The organism is Blautia sp. HA3515 (assembly GCF_059933065.1).
Map to the genome: position 1 here is coordinate 1 of NZ_JAYFUY010000155.1, position 22036 is coordinate 22036.

The 22036-nt window shown below is 43.1% G+C and carries 13 protein-coding genes and 2 pseudogenes; 6 read left to right on the forward strand and 9 right to left on the reverse strand.

The genetic code is table 11. The features are described 5' to 3' along the window. Nucleotides 1-21: 21 nt before the first annotated feature. From R1Y93_RS12430 to R1Y93_RS12440, 3 genes are all read right to left on the reverse strand, one after another. The gene (locus R1Y93_RS12430; RefSeq protein ID WP_500823054.1) at nucleotides 22-519 is read right to left on the reverse strand and encodes a hypothetical protein; all 498 of its coding nucleotides are present in this window, start codon (nucleotides 517-519) and stop codon (nucleotides 22-24) included. Then, nucleotides 516-788: an AtpZ/AtpI family protein gene (locus R1Y93_RS12435; RefSeq protein WP_500823056.1), complete on the reverse strand. Its 273-nt coding sequence runs from the start codon at nucleotides 786-788 to the stop codon at nucleotides 516-518. The genes R1Y93_RS12430 and R1Y93_RS12435 overlap by 4 nt, the downstream gene beginning before the upstream one ends. Nucleotides 789-1052: 264 nt before the next feature. Continuing rightward, complete coding sequence (locus tag R1Y93_RS12440) at nucleotides 1053-2462, reverse strand: rhamnulokinase (protein ID WP_500823057.1); 1410 nt, start codon at nucleotides 2460-2462, stop codon at nucleotides 1053-1055. Between the two features lie 229 nt (nucleotides 2463-2691). Here R1Y93_RS12440 and R1Y93_RS12445 point away from each other — a divergent pair, with 229 nt between their 5' ends. After that, nucleotides 2692-3846 carry a substrate-binding domain-containing protein gene (locus R1Y93_RS12445; RefSeq protein WP_500823059.1) on the forward strand — a complete coding sequence of 385 codons (1155 nt, stop codon included), beginning with the start codon at nucleotides 2692-2694 and terminating at the stop codon, nucleotides 3844-3846. 4 nt (nucleotides 3847-3850) lie between these two features. Here R1Y93_RS12445 and R1Y93_RS12450 read toward each other — a convergent pair whose 3' ends face one another. The 3 genes from R1Y93_RS12450 to R1Y93_RS12460 all read right to left on the reverse strand — a co-directional run bounded on the left by R1Y93_RS12450 (nucleotide 3851) and on the right by R1Y93_RS12460 (nucleotide 8935). Further along, nucleotides 3851-4528: an RluA family pseudouridine synthase gene (locus R1Y93_RS12450; RefSeq protein WP_500823061.1), complete on the reverse strand. Its 678-nt coding sequence runs from the start codon at nucleotides 4526-4528 to the stop codon at nucleotides 3851-3853. 1473 nt (nucleotides 4529-6001) lie between these two features. Further along, nucleotides 6002-6523 (reverse strand): DUF1294 domain-containing protein, encoded by a 522-nt coding sequence (locus R1Y93_RS12455; RefSeq protein WP_500823062.1) that lies wholly within the window; start codon nucleotides 6521-6523, stop codon nucleotides 6002-6004. A gap of 153 nt (nucleotides 6524-6676) precedes the next feature. Next, nucleotides 6677-8935, reverse strand: a complete 2259-nt coding sequence (locus tag R1Y93_RS12460) for a hydratase (protein ID WP_500823063.1) — start codon at nucleotides 8933-8935, stop codon at nucleotides 6677-6679. 350 nt (nucleotides 8936-9285) lie between these two features. On the opposite strand from R1Y93_RS12460, the gene R1Y93_RS12465 reads away from it, so the two are divergent. From R1Y93_RS12465 to R1Y93_RS12475, 3 genes and pseudogenes are all read left to right on the forward strand, one after another. Further along, the gene (locus tag R1Y93_RS12465; protein WP_500823064.1) at nucleotides 9286-9780 is read left to right on the forward strand and encodes an Lrp/AsnC family transcriptional regulator; all 495 of its coding nucleotides are present in this window, start codon (nucleotides 9286-9288) and stop codon (nucleotides 9778-9780) included. Continuing rightward, nucleotides 9777-10967, forward strand: coding sequence for a pyridoxal phosphate-dependent aminotransferase (locus R1Y93_RS12470; RefSeq protein ID WP_500823065.1), 1191 nt, complete (start codon nucleotides 9777-9779; stop codon nucleotides 10965-10967). The genes R1Y93_RS12465 and R1Y93_RS12470 overlap by 4 nt, the downstream gene beginning before the upstream one ends. Before the next feature lie 32 nt (nucleotides 10968-10999). Continuing rightward, nucleotides 11000-11267: pseudogene (locus R1Y93_RS12475) on the forward strand (hypothetical protein). A 131-nt stretch (nucleotides 11268-11398) separates the two neighbouring features. On the opposite strand, the gene R1Y93_RS12480 reads toward R1Y93_RS12475, so the two are convergent. Further along, nucleotides 11399-14569 carry an Ig-like domain-containing protein gene (locus R1Y93_RS12480; protein ID WP_500823066.1) on the reverse strand — a complete coding sequence of 1057 codons (3171 nt, stop codon included), beginning with the start codon at nucleotides 14567-14569 and terminating at the stop codon, nucleotides 11399-11401. Further along, on the reverse strand, nucleotides 14502-18260 hold the full coding sequence (locus R1Y93_RS12485) for a hypothetical protein (protein ID WP_500823067.1): 3759 nt from the start codon (nucleotides 18258-18260) through the stop codon (nucleotides 14502-14504). The genes R1Y93_RS12480 and R1Y93_RS12485 overlap by 68 nt, the downstream gene beginning before the upstream one ends. Before the next feature lie 236 nt (nucleotides 18261-18496). Between R1Y93_RS12485 and R1Y93_RS12490 the strand changes: the two genes are divergently transcribed. Both R1Y93_RS12490 and R1Y93_RS12495 read left to right on the forward strand, forming a co-directional pair. Further along, complete coding sequence (locus R1Y93_RS12490; protein ID WP_500823068.1) at nucleotides 18497-19243, forward strand: LytR/AlgR family response regulator transcription factor; 747 nt, start codon at nucleotides 18497-18499, stop codon at nucleotides 19241-19243. Between the two features lie 854 nt (nucleotides 19244-20097). Then, nucleotides 20098-20490, forward strand: a complete 393-nt coding sequence (locus tag R1Y93_RS12495; protein ID WP_500823069.1) for a GHKL domain-containing protein — start codon at nucleotides 20098-20100, stop codon at nucleotides 20488-20490. Here the strand turns inward: R1Y93_RS12495 and R1Y93_RS12500 are convergent. Further along, nucleotides 20467-21945: pseudogene (locus R1Y93_RS12500) on the reverse strand (IS1182 family transposase); the annotation flags it as partial. The gene R1Y93_RS12495 and the pseudogene R1Y93_RS12500 sit on opposite strands and share 24 nt — an antisense overlap. Nucleotides 21946-22036 lie beyond the last annotated feature (91 nt).

The window sequence follows — 22036 nt, forward strand, 5'->3', positions numbered from 1 at the left end:
TTTCCAAAAATGCCTGCGATCTTAATGGCCGCTCCTGGAAAAAGCAGGGGAAGAAGTCCTGCTTGCAAACTTGAAAATATGGTGTTGTAATGGCCACAATACACCATACCAGCTGTAAAAACATTCTCTTCGGAGTAGCTGGAAACGCATCACTCTCTGGGCAGCATCCTGATTCTCCAGGGACACGATTCTCTGAACAGTAATCCCCATGGTAAAAAAGTTCAGTACTGCCACAATACCACCGCATAATCCACCCAGGATCACAGTATAATCAAAGGGTACCTTCTCAGGCATCGCCACGTGAAGGATCCCGAATACCACCCACATCAGGACCACTCCTATGGCAGTACCTGCTGCTACTTTTTCAGTTTCTTTTTTTACTGCTGGCTGGATCTTTACTTTTTCATTGCTCATATTCCTGAAATCCTTTCCATCACCTTTCCTGCATCTGCCTTCTTTCTGATCATCTTCTGATTGCTTTGACCGTGTGCTGCTTTCCTCTGACTGCGTATCCTTCATTTTCCATTAGCTGTGTTTGTTAAAGGATACCTTCTGTTCCTGATCCTGCTTCTTCTCTTCTTCATGGTGGTCCGGTAAAACTTGTAAGCTACCGTAAAGGATCCACCCAGACCGAAAAAGAATCCGGGAATATATACCCAGCCGCCCAGACCAAAACTGGAGGTAAGCCACCAGCAAAGTCCCAGCATCAGAAGGGTAGGCGTAATCAGAGAAAGGCCGAACTGAGAAACAAGACTCATATTTTTAAAAATATTTGTCAATTCTCTCATATTCAGGCCCCTTTCTTACGCATTTTCAGATATTGTTTAGCTTATCACAATCCCTAAAAAATAACAACTTTTTTGTTTGTACAATTTCTGTTTACTGTCTCAAATTTGTGCATTTGTCCGGGATTGTCTAACAGCATCATATGATTACATTGCAAAGCACGGAACAATCCTTATAATCATATTTTAGGGGTTATTTTTTTGTAATTTTTCTGTACTGTTCAAACTTTTCGTCCCATACTTTCGTATCCTGTGGCATATAGTCTGCTATTTCGAATGTGGCCCGAAGGATCCTGGCATTTTCTTTCTCATCTGAGATGCAGCCCAGTGACTTCGGCTGCTCCATGGCATTGCCAACTGCAGTGGCCTCAATAGGACCTGCCACCACCTCTTACCTGTAGCATTTGCAATAAACTGGCAGAACAAACGATCCCGGACTGCACCGCCAAGGAAATGTACTGTATCCATACTCTTACCTGTAATCGCTTCCAGATCATGGATCGCCTGACGATACTGGAAAGCCAGAGACTCGATCACTGTCCTGTAAAACTCTCCCTGCCCCTTAGGCGGCTCCTGTCCTGTCTTCTCACAGTATTGCCGGATAGCAGCTTCCATATCCACAGGCGCAATAAATAATTCATCGTCCACATCCAGGAAAGCAGTGAAAGGCTTAGCTTTTGCAGCAGCATCCAGAAGGAATCCGTAATCTGTATCCTTGCCTTTTCTTTCCCAGCTTTTACGAAGCTCCTGAACCAGCCACATCCCCATAATAGTATTGACCAGTTTGATCTTCCCATAGGCTGCGCCTTCATTGGAATAATTCTGTTCAAAAACCTCCCTGGTGATCACAGGCTCATCTATAATGGATCCAATAATGGACCATGTACCTGAATTAATAAAAATATAATCTTCTGTTTCTGCAGGAACAGCATGTGCTGCAGAAGCAGAGTCATGCTGTGCAGCAGCGATCAGCGGAACAGGCGCCTGCCCTTCCCGTCCGATCAGCTGAGTAACAACCGGGCTAAGATACCCCTTCACCTCACCGGTCATAAGAACCTTAGGAAATACGGATCTGTCCATACCCAGTTCCTTCAGGATCTTCTCTGACCAGTCCTTCTTCTTCACATCATACATCTGCGTGGTAGCAGCACTTGTATATTCTATATTCTTCTGCCCTGTAAGCAGAAATCCCAGTACATCCGGGATCATCAGGAAGGTACGTCCATCCCTCAGGATCCTTGGATTTCGCTTCTTCAGGCCCAGCAGCTGGTAAACCGTGTTGTACCACATATCCTGAACTCCGGTCTCTTCAAACAGAACGCCTTTCCCGAAAATGCGCTCTGCTTCCTCGATCATCCCGGAAGACTGATCATCCCTGTAATGGAATGGGTTCCCTACCATCTCGTCAGCCTCATCCAGCATAGCAAAATCCACTCCCCAGGTGTCCAGACCGATGGCATCAATACTCTCCAGTTCCTGATTTGCTTTTCTAAGACCTGTAATGATCTCATGGAAAATATGCAGCACATCTGTATAAAATCTGTCACCTGCGTGGATCCCCTCATTTGGGAATCTGTAAATCTCCTTCATATCAAGCTTCCCATCCTGTAAAGTTACCCCGATCAGTCTGCCGCTTGACGCCCCCAGGTCAATAGCGATCACCGTTTTTGCTCCCATATAATTTTTACCTCCCAAGCCCCAATTTATTGTGAATAATCACTAATTTTCTATTATTCTATCACAATTTTGCTGTTCATTCAATCGATTGACCTGTTTTTAAAAATTAAAAAACTGTGAAATCTATAGACGTAAATTAGAAAAAGTGTATAATAAAAAAGAAATTTCGGATACTGTGGATTTTTAGTCCATCATCAATGATATTTAACGCTAAAAGGAGACGAAACCAATGAAAAAAATGGCATCTGCTTCTATTGCCATCCTGTCTGTTTCCGCCCTGTTCCTGGCATTGGGTACTCATTCCCTGCAGCCCATTGCTGATCCTATTAAGGTCAAAGCCCAGGACACAGCCTCAGATTCGGACAGCGAAGAACAGGCTTCACTACTCTCTCAGATCGACACCTCTGCAAAGATTCAGCCTGGTGCGAAGATTGCTATAGTAAGCAAATCAAAAAAAGGCCAGTTCTGGAGCCTTGTACAAAAAGGCATGGAACAGGCTGTATCTGACGTAAATGAAGCATATAATTTTGAAAAAGACGATAAGATCACGATGACCTTTGAAGGGGCATCTGATGAGACAGATGTGGAGAGTCAGGTAAATACCCTGGATGCTGTGATTGCTGAGAATCCGGATGTGGTATGTGTATCTGCCGGGGACAGCGAATCCTGCCAGGCCCAACTGGAATCAGCCAGAGAGAACGGGATTCCGGTTGTAACCTTTGACTCTGATGTATCCAGTGAGGATCTTGTTTCTGCCTACTGCGGCACTGACAATCAGAAGCTGGGGGATATTGCAGCAAAGCGTATGGCCCATTACCTGAGCAACCATGGAACGGTAGCAGTTTTTTCTCCACAGGAGAAGACCTTAAGCAGCAAATCCAGAGTAGAAGCTTTCCAGGAGAGTATTGCAGATTATCCCGGTATTGAAGTGGTACAGGTGATCTATTCTGACCAGGTAGATGATATGGAGGCAGCCATTAAGGGCGTACTGGAGATTTATCCTAAGCTGGACGGTATTTTCTGTACGAACGGTGATATTTCTGATCTGTGCCTGTCTCTTGTGCAGGACGCAGGCCGTGATTCCATCATTTTTATTGGCACAGACGCCACATCAGCCCAGCAGGATGCTATCCGTGACGGTGCTGAGGTGGGCACCCTTTCCCAGAAGCCCTATGAGCTTGGATATCAGACCATCCTCGCAGCACTCCAGACTACCACTGAAGATCCATTTTCCAGCAAACAGCCCACCACTCTTTTGGATCCAGCCTGGATTGATGCCCACCAACTTCGGATGATCCCTATTACGCTGATTACATATATGAGTAGATCACCAAGGATAGCTGGCTTCTGCAAAGCATATGAGCATTTTGCTTTGTTATTATGATTTTTCAGAGGGAGAAGTTCTTAAAGGCTTCTCCCTTTGGTTTTACCGTAAAATGCATTTTCTTTCTGCTTCCAGGATATAAGAAAGTAAGACTGCAGGCACAAAGCCCAAGTGCTGTATCTGTACCTCCACCATACTTCCGGTCTCCTGTAAGCGGCATCCCTGCATGTGCCATTTGCACCCGGATCTGATGATGTCTTCCTGTTGTCCCAAGTTTCATTTTTATGAGAAAGCGTTCTGTTTCTTCATGGATCACCTGATAAAAAAGCCTGGCCTTTTTTGCTCCTGGTGTACCTTCGGCTACAACCGCTGACGTATTGGTACGTCCGTCTTTTTTCAGATAATCTTCCAGAACCCCTTCTTCTTTATCCGGCTTTTCTTTTGTCACTGCCAGATATATTTTTTCCATCTGTCCGCCAGAAATCTGCCTGCTCAGTTCTTTTGCAGCAAAGGGTGTCCGTGCAAATACAAGGATCCCTTCTACTGGCTGATCCAGCCTGTGAACGATTCCCAGATAAGGCATTGTTCCAGGTTCTTTCTTATACAGATAGTTTTTCAATACACTTTCCATGTCTGCAGATCCGATCCGTGCATTCTGCACTGCCAGTCCTGCCGGTTTATGGCATACAATAATATTTTTATCTTCATAGAGAATATAGTCTTCAATCTTTCCGCTCCACATGATCGTTCTCCTTAAGTATTTCGCATATGTATGATTACAGTGTCAAAAGGTCATGATCCCACCTGTGCTTGCACAAGGGTGGGAGAATGACCTTGGGACACGCCCCGATATGAGCATAAAAGTGGGATGTTAATCCCACGATATGCGAATAGCGGGAAGGATTGTGGGAGTGCAAAGCACGGAACAATCCGTGTAATCATGATTTTGGTGTTTTGACACCAAAATCATATGTATAAATATGATGTTATTATATCCTTACTTCTTCTTCCTTACAACACCAAAACACACAACGAGACGGTCACCATTTTCCTATAATATAAAATGATGACCGTCTCAAAAATCTTCGTTATTCAATTTTTCTTCCTCTTTAGATCATTTACAATGTAACTTCTATGGTATATCTCTTAGGATATCTATTGTTTATTGATATGTTCTGTTACGATTGTCTGGATTGATAGGTTCTCTATTCAGTTTTATTCTTTACGTTTTATTCTTTACGTGTTCTTCTTTGATTTCCTGCTCATAAACGATATGATCTTTATCATTCGGTTTATTTAGAAAGTTTTATAGATTTGGGATTATAATTTCACGGATTATAATCTGCTGATCGTATGTAATCATACTTCTGATGCAAAGCTTCAATTCATATCTAAAATTTAAAATACCAATTTCAAAATATTCTGTTTATACCTTAGAATCATAAAATACAAAACTTAAAATATCTCGTTCATATCTTAAAATCATAAAATATAAAATTCAAAATACTCTGTTCATATTTTAAAATCATAAATATGGATTTCAAAATATCCTGTCTATCTGTCAGCAGCTTCCTATGCTATGAAGTGCTCTCCTTATATGGACTGCAGATAGTGGTTATACTTTCATGGATGCTGTTTCTTTACACAACTCCCTGATCTTTGTATCAGTTCTGTGATGGATATTCAATATAAGAAATCGTTTCTATAATAACCTGTGATACATATTAATTCGGGATATGTTCTTCTCCGCTTCTCTTTATTACTTATTGCGTATCAGGTCTTTCTTGCAGGAAATACGATTCCCATCACTCTTATATTGATCTGAATACTTACGTTCCCACTGGACTCACCCTGCCTTTCCAAGATTACTTTTTCATCCTTTTCATGTAACATCTATATACTATGAATTGAATGAATGTCTTTGTCTCAGATAACCTTCTCTGTTATCTTTTGTTTTCTCGTCTTCTTTTTGATGAGTTTATATTACCACCACCGTTTTTATTTGTCAATACTTTTCTGCATTTTCTCTTATATTTTTCGTTTTCTTTCTTGTTTTAATGTTCTTTTTTGTTTATTTGTTTATATTTTTCATATTATTCAGACAATTTATGATTACAGTGTCAAAAGGTCTGCACCCACCTGTGCTTGCACAATTACTTTATATTCATTAAAAAGAATATGATCACAATATGCATCACCAATGTTAACGGAACCCCTACTGTAAAGTAATCTTTTCGGGTTTATGCCGAAAAAGATACATTGCTATCCAAGCACCTATTGAACCACCTGCAAATGAAAGTGCCAGCAATGTGACGATCCTTATTCGGGATCTGTGTTCCATTGCCGCTATTTTATCCATGGCAAAAGCTGCAAAAGTAACAATATTTATCACGATCAGGTAAAAGGACAGTATTTTATTTTTTTTAAAGAAATCCCAAAATGAGAATGTAATATGATCTGCCAGATTTCCTTTTACGATCAGCAGCAAAATAATTTGTATAACAAATATACATGCCACAAAGATTCTGGACATCATATTTTCTTTATGGGATTTTCTGTCAAAAATAAGAATGGCCGCTATAATGCCTGCCGACCCTCCTAATATCGATACTATAGTAAGTAAGGCGTCGATCTGGCCTGTGGCAGTATGGTCATAAAGCAGCTTATTAATAAGAAAAACCACCAAACCAACCACATTAATTATAATAAGATAATATTCAAATGCTCCCAATTTCATTTCATTCTCCCCGTCATCCATGTTTAAATTAATAGGAACAAAGCAGACAAGTCTGCTTCAAACTCCCTGAATTTCTACCGCTATTACACAAAAAGACTGCCAGAATTCCTGATGCAGAACCTGGCAGCCATTCTTATTTGGGACTACTCCCTTTTATTTACGATTGTAATTGATCAGGCATCCCTTCAGGATGATCTCACGTTCATCATCCGTCAGTTCTCCTAAAGTCACTTCAAATTTCTGAAGGCCGCTCTCTTTTACAACATATCCTGTGATCACGTCTGCCTTTTCGGCAACTGCTTTCTGGATCCCGGGGAAGAACAGATAATCTCCATTTGCAAATGGCAGCTCGCCTTCTTTGATCAGGAAAGGAAGCATTCCCCAGTTGATCAAATTGGAGCGGTAACGCTTGGTGGCATACTCATTGGCAATGTTTGCCCATCCACCAAGTACCTTCTGACAGGATGCAGCCTGCTCACGGGCAGATCCATCTCCCGGCTTTACAGCAAAGATCGTGCTTCCAACGCCCAGGTTGCCCTTTCCGGCATCCGGAAATTCTTTCTGGATGGCTTCCATCACAGGCTTTAACTCAGGAAATGCTGTGAGAGGACATTCTCCTGCCTGGATCGCTTTCTGTGCCTTCTGTACCTCTTTGGCACGACCTACATATGCAGGATCCTTACGGGAAAGAGTAAACTCAGCAAGCCCAAGTGGATTGGATCTGTAGGAAGATGTCTCGCCGGAAGGAATCAGCTCATCCGTTGTCGTAACAGGATCATGGATCTCAGAAACAACCTTCAATACAAGATTCTCTGCAAGAGGTGCCATTTCCGGCCAGTCTTTAATATTCGGTCCAAACTGGATCTCTACAGACGGATCCGCAATACCCTTGCTGTCGAATACACGGTTCTCATAAATTGTCTTATCAAAGAAATATTTCTGGCCTGTATATCCACCGGTATATTCCTCTGCAGATGTAAGGAAGCCTTTATTGGCTGCCGTAGCTGCAATAGACCTGGCATCCATAAGAGCAACAGAAGAAATCTGGCCGTTCTGGATCTTAGATCCTTCACGGTTCGGGAAATTCCTGGTAGTGTGACGGATACTGAATGCATTATTTGCAGGTGTGTCACCAGCGCCAAAGCAAGGTCCGCAGAATGCAGTCTTAACAACAGCACCTGTTTCCAGAAGGCTTGCCAGCACTCCATTTTTGGCAAGCTCCATATAGATTGGCGTACTTGCCGGATATACACTTAAAGTAAAGGCATCATAACCAATACTGCTGCCCTTCAGGATATCTGCTGCTGCACAGATATTCTCAAATCCGCCGCCTGCACACCCTGCAATGATCCCCTGATCTACGTAAAGCCTTCCATCCTTTACTTTATCTCTTAAAGTATACGGAACCTTACCATCAAGGCTTACCAGGGCTTTCTTCTCCACATCTGCCAGAATATCATCCAGATTGGCATTCAATTCATCAATGGTATATGTATTGCTTGGATGGAACGGCATAGCGATCATAGGCTTGATCTCTGAAAGATCGATCTCCACACATCCGTCATAATATGCCACTGCACCAGGCCTTAGTTCTTTATAATCAGACTCTCTGCCATGGATCTCATAAAACTCATGGATCTTCTCATCTGTCTGCCAAATAGAAGAAAGACAGGTAGTCTCGGTAGTCATAACATCTACGCCAATACGGAAGTCTGCACTTAAATTCTGGACGCCAGGTCCTACAAACTCCATAACCTTATTCTTAACATAACCATTAGCAAATACTTTGCCAATGATAGCAAGCGCCACATCCTGAGGGCCTACTCCCGGACGGGGGGTTCCTTTCAGATAAATGGCAACTACGCCTGGCATATTGATATCATATGTCTGGGAAAGCAGCTGTTTTACAAGCTCAGGTCCGCCCTCTCCCATGGCCATGGTTCCAAGTGCTCCATAACGGGTATGACTGTCAGATCCAAGGATCATCTTGCCGCAGGCTGCAAGCATCTCTCTTGCAAACTGATGGATAACTGCCTGATGAGGCGGTACATATACACCACCATATTTCTTGGCACAGGTAAGTCCAAACATATGGTCATCTTCGTTAATAGTGCCTCCTACTGCACAAAGGGAATTATGACAGTTGGTCAGCACATACGGAACCGGAAATCTTTCAAGTCCTGATGCACGTGCAGTCTGGATGATTCCCACAAAAGTAATATCATGGGACGTAAGTTTGTCGAATTTGATCTGGAGCTTCTCCATATTACCAGAGGTATTGTGTGCTTCCAGAATTGAGTAAGCAATGGTATTTTTTGCAGCTTCTTCTTTGGAAACCGGAAGATCTGCCTGTCCTGCCGGAATGATGTCATGTCCATTCTGCAGATATACACCTGTATCGTATAATTTCATAATCCCTTTCTCCTCATTTCAGTTTTTTAACTAGTATATCGATTATTAAGTTTCAATGTACTAGTGCAGTGAAACAGTCAATGCTGTTCACCTGATTAAAGCCTATTATAAAATAAAATTTCCCTGACTGCAAGACTCAGGTTAGCAGAGTAAGATGTTAAAAGCAATCATGGCTTTGGCGTTTTAACACCAAAATCATTTAATTTTATGTTGAAACCACTGAAAAAGAGTGATACCCTTATGATTAACGCAAGATTCCAGTCGAGCTGTTACTCACCACCTGAAAAAGGTGGGAGTCTTCTCGACTGAGATAACTTTATTTGGCGGTTTTAGCAGGAGGAACAAAAATAATGGAGAGCCATACCAGAGAACAGCTTCTTAAATTATTAGAAAATAACAGCCGGCTGACCAATGCAGAACTGGCAATCATGCTTGACGTCACAGAAGAGCAGATCCATGATGAGATCGCTGCCCTTGAAAAAGAGCATATTATCTGTGGTTATCATACACTGATCAACTGGGATAAAGTAAATGACAACGATGTTACAGCTCTTGTAGAGCTTCATGTTACCCCGCAGGGAGGCAATGGCTATCAGCAGCTGGCAGACCGGATCAAACAGTATCCGCAGGTACTTTCTCTTTATCTGATGTCCGGAGCCTATGATTTCCTTGTTATGATAAAAGGCAAAACCCTGAAGGAGATTTCCCTGTTTGTTTCCGGTAAGCTTGCCTCTATTGATGAGGTACAAAGCACAGCCACCCATTTCGCCCTTACCAAATATAAAGAGCTGGGCGTTGACTTTAACAGTAAAAAATCTGATGAAAGAATGATAATGACACCATGAATGAATTTCTATCTGAAAAGGTAAAGGCTTTGAAGCCATCTGGAATACGTAAATTTTTTGATATAGTAAATGAGATCCCCGGAGCCATCTCCCTTGGTGTTGGAGAACCGGATTTTGAAACTCCATATCACATCCGTGAAGCCGGGATCCAGGCATTGCAGGCCGGCAAGACCTTCTATACTTCTAACAGCGGCCTGATGGAGCTTCGTAAAGCAGTTTCTGACTTTACCAAACGACGTACAGGGCTTACCTATGATCCTGCATCTGAGATCATGCTGACTGTAGGCGGCAGCGAAGCTATCGACGTAGCTCTCCGCACCATTATTAATCCAGGGGATGAAGTAATTTATATTCAGCCCAGCTACGTTTCTTATCTGCCCTGTATCCTTCTTGCGGATGGAGTTCCGGTTCCAATTGAATTAAAAGCCGAAAATCGTTTTCGCCTTACCCGTGAGGAACTGGAGGCAGCCATCACTCCCAAGAGCAAGGCACTGATCCTTTCTTTCCCCAATAACCCTACAGGAGCCATTATGGAAAAAGAGGATCTGGAGGCTATTGTAGATGTGGTCAAAGAGCATCACCTTCTGGTGATCTCAGACGAGATCTACAGCGAACTTACCTATGGAAAGGAACATGTATCCATCGCCTCCCTTCCCGGCATGAAGGAGTATTCCATTGTGATCAATGGCTTTTCCAAGGGTTTTGCCATGACTGGCTGGCGTCTGGGCTATGCTCTGGGCAATAAGGAGATCCTGAAGCAAATGATCAAGATCCATCAGTATGCCATCATGTGTGCTCCTACCGTGAGCCAGTATGCTGCAATTGAAGCCATGTATAACGGTGATCAGGATGTTATTTACATGCGGGAATCCTATAATCAGAGACGTCGTTTCCTCTATCATGAGCTGCAGCGTCTTGGACTCCCCTGTTTCCTTCCGGAGGGAGCTTTCTATATGTTCCCGGATATCCGTGAATTTGGCATGACCAGTGAAGAATTTGCCCTTGACCTTCTGAGGGAAGAAAAGGTAGCTGTTGTTCCAGGCAGTGCTTTCGGCGATTGCGGTGAAGGCTTTATCCGTATTTCCTATGCTTATTCCATTGAGGAGCTGAAAGAGGCTCTCCTTCGCATTGAGCGATATCTGAATAGAAAACGCAGCCAGAAGACAGCAGTTCAAAAGCAAGTATAGCCCTGGGGCAGATCTGAAGGGGAGGTAAATATATGTTCCGTTTATGGGGGGAAAATTTGGAAAGACAACCATATGCTTAAAGACGAAGTGGTATGTGATGACCGTGAAGACACCCGCACACACAAGGTTTTCCACTGTCTTGAACAGCTTTGTTATGATATGGATCTTGGCAATCCCATCTGGCTGGATACTACGGTCCGCCATTTCCAGAAGCATGATAAAGCGCGTTTTTACCAGGATAATTTTATAGAACAGATTGATTTTGACTACCTGGAGATCCAGGTAATTGAAGAAGATTAAGATGTTGTTGATTAAAGCTTAAAGCTGACTCAACGGGTCAATTTTACTTAATAACAAAAACTTCCCAAACCATATCGGTATGGGAAGTTTTTGTTACTTTATGTGATTACTCTATCTATGGCACGCTTCTGTTACTTCACACGTACCTTTTTCGGTGAGGAATACGCACCGTATACCTTACCGCTCTTTGTGCTGATATATGCACGCACTTTCACAAAATAGGTTTTCTTTCTGGTAAGCCGCTTAGCAGTTGCTTTTGTAGCTGTACCTTTCTTTACAGTAGCAGCCAGTTTATAGCCGCTTCCCTTTCTTTTTGAAACATAAACCTCATATCCATTGACTCTGGAAATTCTGCCATATTTCACAGTCAGAGATCGTTTGCCGCCTGTTACTCTGGAGATGGCTGCCTTCTTCGGTGCCAGTGTACTTTCGATCACTGCTGCTGGGCCTTTGGCACTTAAGCTGCCCTGGATAAAGAATGGAATCACCTTGTATCTGTACTTGGTGCCATATTTCAGTTTCTTGTCTTTATCCGTATACCGTGTGTTGGTACCGCCGTTTAAGGTTGCACGCAGCACATATTTCTTTTTCGCTTTTTCATAGCGATATACATAGTATCCGGTTGCACCAGGCTGCTGATTCCAGCCAATGGTCAGTCTCTTCTGGGTAGCGCTAACCGTTTTGCCTCCGGTTACTTTCTTAAGGTTAGGCTTCACAATGTAGAATTCCACTGTAGCGGATCCTGCAAAGCTTCCCAAACCACTGATCACTGCAGTTGCCTTACCAACATTGATATTGCTGGAATAGGATACTGTATAATCCACACCTGCAGTAAGTGTACGTCCCATGTAAGTAATATTAAGGGCAGGTGTTACAGCACTTCCTGTGTAATACTGATTAGGAACTGCTGCGATCTGTGCATAGCCAATGGATGTGGTTCCTGATGCCCTTACCACCCGGAAGCCATATTTTGCATAACTGCTGTCAGAGGTAAGCCTTACCTTAATGGTGCTGCCGGAAACCGTAACCGTTCGGTTTTTAAGCTCTGTACCTGTATAAGTACCAACCTTCTTTCCAGTGCCATCCATGATGTAAATGTAATCGAAATCATTCTCTGTCTCCGTATCCGAACTGAAGGTAATGGACACGGAACCGGCACCATCTATATGATAGCTCCAGGTTCTGTCTTCATTGTTTGCATATGGATGATCTGACTGGAACTGGCTAAGATCTGTTACATTCACCACATTATCTTCCGGAGCCACAACGGTTACCTGGCAGGAAGCAGAAAGACCGCTTTCTGTTGCCGCAGTGATCACTGCAGTTCCTGAATTTCTTCCATAGATCTCACCATCACTATATACGTCAGCCACACTATAATCACTGGATGTGAAAGTAACACGATCCGATGCGTCAGACGGATAAATATCATAACTCAGATAATAGTTTTGTCCTTCTCTTATGGTAATATTCTGCGTATTCAGGGTAATCCTTTCAGCAGGTACGTAGACCGTTACATTACAATATGCATGGAAGGTATCTCCTATACTTGCCTCGATCAGTGTTGTTCCTGAAGATATTGCTTTAACAGAAGCAACGCTGTTGTTTTCTCCTGATGTAACCAGCTCTGCCACATCTGTATCATAAATGGTCCAGTCAACTCCCTGCTTTTCTGTTGTATCAAAGGGCAGGAAATTCACACTTAAAACAGCTGAATCATTTTTCTTAAGTTTTAATGCACTTTCACTGATCTGGATACCGGTAAGCGGATTTGTCACTCTTACCTTGCAGGTTCCTTTCACATCGCTCTTTGTGCTGACTGTGATCTCTGCGTCTCCCACTGCATTAGCGGTTACTTTTCCATTTTCATCTACAGATACGATCTCCGGATGATCAGAAGTATAAGTAAGGGCTTCTGTTGCATTGGAAGGAGTAAGCAGTACTTCTACCGTATCCTGCGCTCCCACACCATCCAGTTCCAGTGTTGGATAGATCATGCGGATATCCGTTACAGGAACATCCTTTACAGTTACACTACAGGTATCAGAGTAAGCTCCGCAGGTCACTTTGATCTGTGCTGTTCCTGCTTTCAGAGCCTCTACTTCGCCTTTTTTACTTACACTGATGATATCTGTCTGCTCTGTTGTATATGTACATTTGTCACTTGTATCTGCCGGAGTAACTGCTGCATTTAACTGCTCCACATCTCCAACAGAAAGTTCCAGTGTTTCCGGTAAGGATACACCAGTTGCCTTTTTCTCTTTCTTAAAGAGTGCTGTAACCTCTGCATCCTTCTCAGGCATGATAAAGGTAGTGCTTGGGCTGTCCTCATCTTCAAAAATACCATCATTTGCAGTCCAGTGGTCAAACACATAACCAGTCTGTGCAGCTGCGATCACATCGATTTCTGTGTCTGAATCATAGTTCTTCTCATTTTCGCTTACAATGATTCCGCCTTCACCAGCTGTGATCTTAAAGGAACTTGTTGTGAGCAGGCGCACATTTTCTGATGAATTACTAAGAAGAGAGTATGCATCCTCTTCATTACGTCTTGGAGAATCCGTAGCCAGATACAGGTATGCTGCCTTGGAACCATCCATTGTGGATCTTGGGAAATAAACAGTCCGCACTTCTCCCGGCTCCAGGGTTCCCATATTTTCCGTGTAAAGCACAGCGCCGTCCTTAGCATCTGCCAGGATACGGAAACCTACGTTTTTACTTTCCAGACTGCTGTCGTTTACGATCTGCAGGACGATACATTCCTGATTGTCCATCATCACATCATCCAGCTGCTCTACATACAGCGCACGATAGCCAAGTTCAAATTCTGCTGCATCCTGGCGTACTCCACTGCCAACAGCAGACACCTCAATCCTGTAAGTTTCCGGCTCATCATCCACATCCAGTTCCGGAACAGGATAATCGATCTGGATCTGTTTTTCTTCACCAGGCTGGATCACTACGTCTTTATGACCCTGACCAACTTCATATTCTTTCTCTGCACAAATGTAGGAAAGATCAATTCCCTCTGCTGCAAGATTTCCATTGTTCTTTACAGTGACCGTCATCGGCAGAGCCTGGTCAGAAGCAACATCGCTGTCCTCAAAATCTACTGACTGGATCTTCAGATCCACAGTTTCTTCTACTGTCTTTTCTTCCAGATTAGAATATTTTGTGGTGCCATTTTCGTCATATTCCGCTCTATTGTAGGAAAGAACCAGCTGGCCATCCTCATTAAAGATTCCTGAAAGACCGGAAACAATTCTCTGCTCCAAGGTTTCCAAGACAATGTACCTTTCCAAAAGCACCATTCTCCCAGATACATCCATAGGCAGCTTTCTGATCCTGATCAGATGAAGCAGTGGCAGTCCACAGGATATAGGTTTTTGTCTGGGAACTGATCACCTGGAAATTCTTTGTAAGATTTTCCGGAAGCTGTGCCGGATCAAACACATAAGAAGCTTTGTCATTTACATTTGCTTTATAAGCAATATTCCCATCCTGATACCAGAACATATACTCTGTTCCATCAAGGCTTCCGGTAATGATGCCGGAGGCTGCACTTCCTTCCTCTGTACCAAGATTTCCTGTTTCACCAGTATTGATCTGAATATATCCACTCTGTCTTGTTTCATCTACATCTGCAAGGGCCTGTACGCCTTCACCAGAGGTAAAGGTATAGGTAACAACCGGGCCTGAGCCTGATGCAGCTACAGAGATCTGGGAAATATAACGGTTTGATCCAATATCTACCCACTTCAGGGCTCCTGTAGTACCATCAGCCCCGATAGAAGTATAGTATACATAACCTGGCAGTTCAGTCTTAAGCGCCTTGTTTTCAGTATGATACCATGCCACATATGCAACACCGTCTTTCACTGCGATTCCAGGAATGGTATCTGTCACATTATTATCTGTAAGAGTATATGTACGGATCTCATCAGAACCGCTGCCATAGTGGATCACAGCTACACAGATCTCAGATGCATTTGCCATATCATCTACCGTAACGGAAGAATCCTCAAATGCCTTCTTTGTATCCTGCCATGCCACATAGATCACTTTATTTGCTTCGTCTACTGCAACTGCAGGTGCAAAGTCAGAAGTTCCGTCATCGTCAATAATGGTATATCCTGTTTCTCCTGCTTTCTGATATACCAGCTGGCTGCTGTTGCAGATCTGCTTTGAGGGATCCTCATGGATCCAGAATTTATAATTGGTTCCGCCTGCATTTACAAAGATAGGATTAGAATCCGAGCCTGCAGTAATTCCGTTGTCTGTCTCTACACCTTCCTCTGACGCCAGAAGGAAAGGCTGTGCATTCAGTTCATCGTAAATATTCTGATCCTGGCAATATACAGAACGATCCTTCCGGTTGCTGTCATATACAGTGACCGTAGCCTCTGCCAGCTTCAAACTCTTCTCAAACTTCCACACTGCAGCTTTCAGGCTGGCAGTCGCTGTCAGTTCACATAGCTGGGTATCCTTTACAAAGTCTGCTGTATACTTAACGGTTCCTCTTCCCTCTGCGCCAAAATTGGCAATCCCCTTGGTACCTACGCCGCCCTCAATTGCTACAGAGATAGAAGGTGCAATGGTTCCGCTGGTCCATTTCGGGAGAAATCCGTTCAGGTTCAATCCGTTCTGGTTTATAATATTTCCTCTGATCTCTGCTTCGATCTTTCCTTCTCCACTGACCGTGATGTATGTAGGAACGATCCAGAAGAAATCGGTGGTATGGGTTCCTGAAACAGAACCGCATGCCCTGACGACTATATTGATCATTACCTTTCCGTTATCCAGATATCCTTCTCCATATCCGGCAACATTAAATGTAGTCTTAAAGCTTCCTATATTAAGCTTTGGCTGCTTCTTTCCAAGCTTAAAGTCCTTTGCCTTAGATTCCAGAAGTTCTTTGTTCAGCTTTTCCTTTTCCTTCTGGTTTTTTGGCATAGCCTTCAGGTTCAGACCAACGCTTACCTTTCCATTGTCATCGGTTTTCACTTCCAGATCCAGCAGATCATTCATACCGAATTTCAGAGTACTTCCCATGAACAAGGCTGCAAGGGAGGATTTTCCCACATTTCCCTCTCCCATGGTCATGAATTTCATCTTGGTAATACCCTTTGCCGAAACTACTGGTTTGGAAACCTTCAGTCCAAACTGGATCTCTTTGGAAGATTTACCATCCTTGGAAACGCATTTTACGTATCTTTTTGACTGGGAAGTAAGCTTCTCTATCACAGTGCCGCTTTTCTTTTCCAGTGTTTTGAATTCAAATACACCGGTTTCATTCTTGGCTACCACAGACTCGTCCTGCATCAGGAAATAGACACAGTCATCCATGTCGGACTCAACATTGATCTTAACGGTCTTTGTATTCTTGGCTTTTGCGATCTCAGCGCTTGAATCCTCCAGAAATGAAACCGTATCGATCAGAAGGTTCTTGTCTCCCATTGTAACGGACTCAATCTCCGGAGTGGTGTCATTCAGATTTTTCAGGGTAAAGACCATGGATTCTCCGCCCTTCAGGTTCTTGCGGATCACCTTGGTGCGATACTGGTCTTTGGAAATGCTAATATCCACATCTCCGGCAATGCTTTTTATGTCATCAAAAAGAACCTTGCCGTTTTCATCTGTTTTTCCCTGAAGTGCCTGCCCATTCTGTCCTGTAAGAGTAACATCCACATCTTCCAGATATTCTTCTGTACCGGTATCCTTTACCTTGATCAGGAACTGGTTTTTCCCTACAGATTCATTACCTGAGCCTGCTGTAATGGAATTACCTACACTGATTCCATAATAGGTTGAAACTTCCATGGATTTGCCGGCAGCCAGTGTTTTGGGATCAAAGCGGATCGCTACTGCACTGTCTCCCAGACTGCTTCCCTCATCTGGATCATAATCCCAGTATTCTCCACGGATGGATGCCCAGTTGGTAAAATATACCACATCCGGTCTGCGCTCATTTCCTCTGTAAAGATATCCGGTAGCCAGTGTGGTTGGATCATCCAGACGGTCATATACCTGATAGGACTGAGGGATTGCTGCCCCTGTAAAAGTACGGATCGTGGTCTGATTCCCTACTCCCGGGATCCTGAAAGGTGCATCGTCATTGTTAGCAAGCATGGTATCCAGCATAATACGGATACCTACATCTACTGCACTTCCGGATACATTGATGGCCTGGTAGGAAATCCTTACTGTATCTGCATAGCTGGCATTTCCGCTTTTTACCAATTCCAGGGTCTGTATGATCTGTACACCGTTGTAGGTCATGCTGGCAATTACTTTATTGCCCACACTATTTACTGTATCTGCCTCAAAAAAAAGCTCCTGATCCCCTACTTTGATCAAGGTTTCTGATGTGTTTGGATTGGGATGTCCATACAGAAGCTTTCTGTTATTGTCAGAATCGTAGTTTGGATTTCCTTCACGGGTTCCCATGGTAAACTTGCCTTTGCTGTTTACTACGGCTTCCAGATAATCATTGCTCAGCCAGCCTTCAGTTCCTGAAGAATGAACCGCCGCAGTCTCCGGATCCACACCCAGGTACTGTCTTACATAGGCCTCGTAGACCTCATACAGATGGATGTTCTCTTCTTTTGAAAGGCTGTCCACATCCACACCCTGACTTTCCAGATATTCTCTGAAAGACAGAAGCGCTTCCGGTTCTTCGGATCCTTCCTCACCGGAATCAGAAAACTCTTCTACCTCTGTACTGCCATCCCCAAACAGGGAGTCTGTCTGTGCTGTATCGGATGCATCTGAAAAAACACTGTCTGTATCATCAGATATCTGTGACGGGATCTCCTGTGCGTCCAGCACCTGTTCCTCGTCCACATCCTCTACGGCTTCCTGTGCATCTGAAAATCCTTCAGCTCCCACCTCTGTCACAGCTTCTTCTGCTGCCAGCAGTGAAAGCGGCTGCCCTGCAACCATGGATACAGTCAGTAATGCACATAAAAACTGTTTCAACCTCTTTCTCTTCATCTTCTTTCCCTCGTTTCTGTACATTTTTTATTTCTGTACATTCTTTCATAAAAAATTATAGCATGCACTATAAATACAAACAACACATTTTCCTGTTTTTCATAAGTTTTTCAAGCTTTGATATGCTTTTAATAAGCTTTTAATAAGCTTTTAATTAGCTTTTCAAATTGTGAAAATACTGTTCATTCTCCTGGATTCATGTTATACTTTAACATAAACGTAAGAGGTGACAGATAATGAACATAGCATTGATCGATGACATGCCCCAGGTACTTACCCATACCAGGAAGCTGATCCAGCAATTTGCCGATTCCAGCAATATAGATTTTTCCATCACCTGCTACTCCAGCAGTGAGGAGCTGCTTGCAGATTTTACCCCGCATAAATACTCTATACTTTTTATGGATATCTATATGGACGGGCTGCCAGGCATTGAAGCTGCCCAGCAGATTCGCAGACAGGATGAAAGCTGCCTGATCGTTTTTCTGACAAGCAGTAGTGACCATCTGCCTCAGGCCTTCCGCTGTCATGCTTTTGACTATCTCCAAAAGCCTGTCACGCAGAAGGACATTTCCCGTGTCCTTCAGGATGCCCTGCGTCTGATGCAGACGGATGTGCGGTATCTGGAATTCACTTATAACCGTCAGACGGTCCGGATCCCCCATAGTGAGATCATCAGCATCCTTTCTGACGACCACCGTACCGTTGTTACAGACAATAGGGGCGGCCGTTATGATCCACTGATCAGCTTTTCAAAGCTGACTGCTGACCTTGAGAATGAAAGCTGTTTCAGACAGATCAACAGGGGGATCCTTGTGAATATGGACTACATTTCCGGTTTTGACAGCAATCTGTGTATCCTTTCCAACGGTCAGAAGCTTCCTGTATCTACTCGCAGACTCTCCAGGATCCGTCAGCAATGGGAGGATTATACGTTTGCCTCCATCCGGCACAAGATGGCAGAAAGGAGACTTCACTCATGACTTTGCAATATTTTTTCTCTGACTTTTGTACCTACCTTGCCATTATCCCTGCAGCCATTTTCTGCTTTCTTCCCACCAGGCAATATATGAAATGGTCCTCCCGGTCTGTGCTCCTTGCATTTTCACTTCTTTTCATCCTGATGGTACCTGTTGGAGTCTGTTTGGGATTTTTCTTCCATTTGGATGACAATATCACAGTGGGTATTATGATCATCATATTTTTCATCGGTTATAACCGTCTTCTTACTACCCGTTTCAGCCAGAATCTGAATACATTCTGCCTGTGCATCGCGCTGATGGCATTTTGCAGTAATTTTGCAAGAGGCTTTGACGCCCTGCTCCATCCTGACGCACCTGCAAACAGTTTCAGTGTGGAGGCATGTCTTTTTCAATTCGGATGCAGTATTCTTCTGGTTCTGCTTCTTGGGTGGCCGGTGGCCCATTTCGGAAGCAGACTGATCCATTCTCTGAAGGCAGATGCCCCCTGGTACGCCATGTCCCTTGTTTCCTGTACATTTTTTATTCTGAATATTTTCATCATTCCCCATAACTACCAGGTACTTTATTCGTATCGTGTATTTACTGTATTCTGGCAGATACTGGTTTGTATGATCTTTATGCTTTGTTTCATTTATTTTGTTTTCTATTTTGTAGCGCAGACAATTCTGACAAATGCAGAGAATTCCCGGAAGCTGCGGCTTATGAGCATGCAGGAATCCCTGTATCAAAGACAGCAGCAGTACATAGAGCAGACAGCTGTGCTGCGCCATAATTTCCGTCAGACTGTGGTCACACTCCAGGGGCTTTTAAATGAACAGGATTACGCCTCTCTTAGTTCTTATCTGGATGAATATATGAAAACCCTGCCTGTAAAGGAAACCAGCGATTTCTGTCAGAACTATGCCTTAAACTCCCTGTTGAATTATTATCAGCAGGCAGCACAGAATCATCAGATCAAGACGCACTGGAAAATCCAGCTTCCTTACAAAATCCCTGTAGGGGATGTGGATCTCTGTACTTTAGTGGGAAATCTTCTGGAAAATGTGATCAAAGGATGTAATACTGTGACAGATAGTCCTAAATACCATGATCTGTCCGTATCTGTAGAAAAGGAAAAGAATCTTTATATTGTTTCCACTAACAACTTTGATGGAAAAACAAATAAAAGAAACGGGCAGTATCTGCCCGTGTCAGACTGTAGACAAACTTGGTGTTGGGTGTTATGCCCAGCACCATTTTTCTTTTAAAACTTCTTTTCTTTTTATTTTTTTCAAAATCAACAAAAATCTGGCTGTATTCCAGCCTCGTTTTTCCAGAATCTTTGCCAGTTTTTTCAGATTCATGCATGCGAAGGTAAGCCCGGCTTTCATTTCCATCCGCGCCTTTCCTACATACTGCGTATATCGAAATCCATGCTGTTCTTTCGCTGTACCGAAGATCCTCTCTATGGTTTCTTTTCTTAACTGATAGATCTGTCTGTTTCCTATCGTGTGCCGAATGTCTTCTGCCACTTCCATATATTCTTCCCATACATGACGTGTGATCAGTTTTACATGATCCTTACTTTCTGTGCATTTTGAAAGATATTGGCATTCAGCACAATGTTCACCGCAGCTTTTATACTCTTTATATCCACTTCTGTTTGTTGTACTGTATGTCAATATATGTACTCCCGGACATATATAACAATCATAGTATTCATCATATGCGAATTCGTGTTTTCCGAAAAAGCCTTCTTTGGTCTTGGGACGGGTATACGGAAAAAGTGGTTGAATTCCATCTTCCAACAGCTGATGGGCGATTGCCGGAGTTTTATATCCTGCATCTGCAACTACCATCTGCGGGTTCAGTTTAGATATCTTATCGTATAATGCCTTAAAAGTACGACTGTCATGCTCATTACCAGGATGTACTGTATATCCAAGGATCCAGCCATGTTTATCACAGGCAGTTTCTACAGCATATGCAAAAACGTGTTTATGTTCACCCTTTCGAAACCATCCACTTTCCGGATCGCTGATGCTGCATTTTTGTGTTTTCACATCTTCAGGAAGTTCTTCAGATATAGAATCCTTATCATTTCCGGTTCCACCGGATGCAGGTGGCTGGTTATCATCTTTTTTCTTCAATGGCTTTTTTCCATGTGCCAGACGATCTTTTTCAATCTCTTTATTTAATTCCTCTTCATACCAGAGAGCCTGTTCGTGTGCAACCCGCTTACGCATTTTTTTACTGTTTGCACAGGCTTTTACATGTGTTGCATCCACGAAGATCTGTTCTGTATTTACAAGCTTATATTTCATACAATCTTCCAAAATCTTTGAAAAGATCTGCTCAAAAAGGTCTGTATCTTTGAAACGGCGGGTATAATTCTTTCCAAATGTAGAAAAATGAGGTACTGGATCTAACATGTCTAGTCCGAGAAACCAGCGGTATGCAACATTTACCTCAATCTCTTTCATGGTCTGACGCATGCTTTTTATCCCATAGAGATACTGAATGAATGGTATCTTTATCAGCATGACGGGATCCATACTGGGACGGCCGTTATCCGGACAGTATTTTTCTTCAACCAGATCATAAATAAAATTCCAATTGATTGCCCTATCAATCAATCGCAGCATATGGTTTTGAGGTACCATGTCATCCATGGAAAACATCATCATTTGTTCTCTTTTTTTATCTGCATTTTTCGTCATCATAAAAAACACCGCCCTTCTGATATTTATTATATCAGAAAAGCGGTTCCAACAATAGCAAAACCCTGCAAAAGCAGGGCTTTGTCTACAGTCT

Bases quoted from the DNA above. Each gene is read 5' to 3' on its own strand.
- R1Y93_RS12430 (WP_500823054.1), bottom strand. From the start codon at position 519: ATGAAGGATACGCAGTCAGAGGAAAGCAGCACACGGTCAAAGCAATCA.
- R1Y93_RS12435 (WP_500823056.1), bottom strand. From the start codon at position 788: ATGAGAGAATTGACAAATATTTTTAAAAATATGAGTCTTGTTTCTCAG.
- R1Y93_RS12440 (WP_500823057.1), bottom strand. From the start codon at position 2,462: ATGGGAGCAAAAACGGTGATCGCTATTGACCTGGGGGCGTCAAGCGGC.
- R1Y93_RS12445 (WP_500823059.1), top strand. From the start codon at position 2,692: ATGAAAAAAATGGCATCTGCTTCTATTGCCATCCTGTCTGTTTCCGCC.
- R1Y93_RS12450 (WP_500823061.1), bottom strand. From the start codon at position 4,528: ATGTGGAGCGGAAAGATTGAAGACTATATTCTCTATGAAGATAAAAAT.
- R1Y93_RS12455 (WP_500823062.1), bottom strand. From the start codon at position 6,523: ATGAAATTGGGAGCATTTGAATATTATCTTATTATAATTAATGTGGTT.
- R1Y93_RS12460 (WP_500823063.1), bottom strand. From the start codon at position 8,935: ATGAAATTATACGATACAGGTGTATATCTGCAGAATGGACATGACATC.
- R1Y93_RS12465 (WP_500823064.1), top strand. From the start codon at position 9,286: ATGGAGAGCCATACCAGAGAACAGCTTCTTAAATTATTAGAAAATAAC.
- R1Y93_RS12470 (WP_500823065.1), top strand. From the start codon at position 9,777: ATGAATGAATTTCTATCTGAAAAGGTAAAGGCTTTGAAGCCATCTGGA.
- R1Y93_RS12485 (WP_500823067.1), bottom strand. From the start codon at position 18,260: ATGAAGAGAAAGAGGTTGAAACAGTTTTTATGTGCATTACTGACTGTA.
- R1Y93_RS12490 (WP_500823068.1), top strand. From the start codon at position 18,497: ATGAACATAGCATTGATCGATGACATGCCCCAGGTACTTACCCATACC.
- R1Y93_RS12495 (WP_500823069.1), top strand. From the start codon at position 20,098: ATGAAAACCCTGCCTGTAAAGGAAACCAGCGATTTCTGTCAGAACTAT.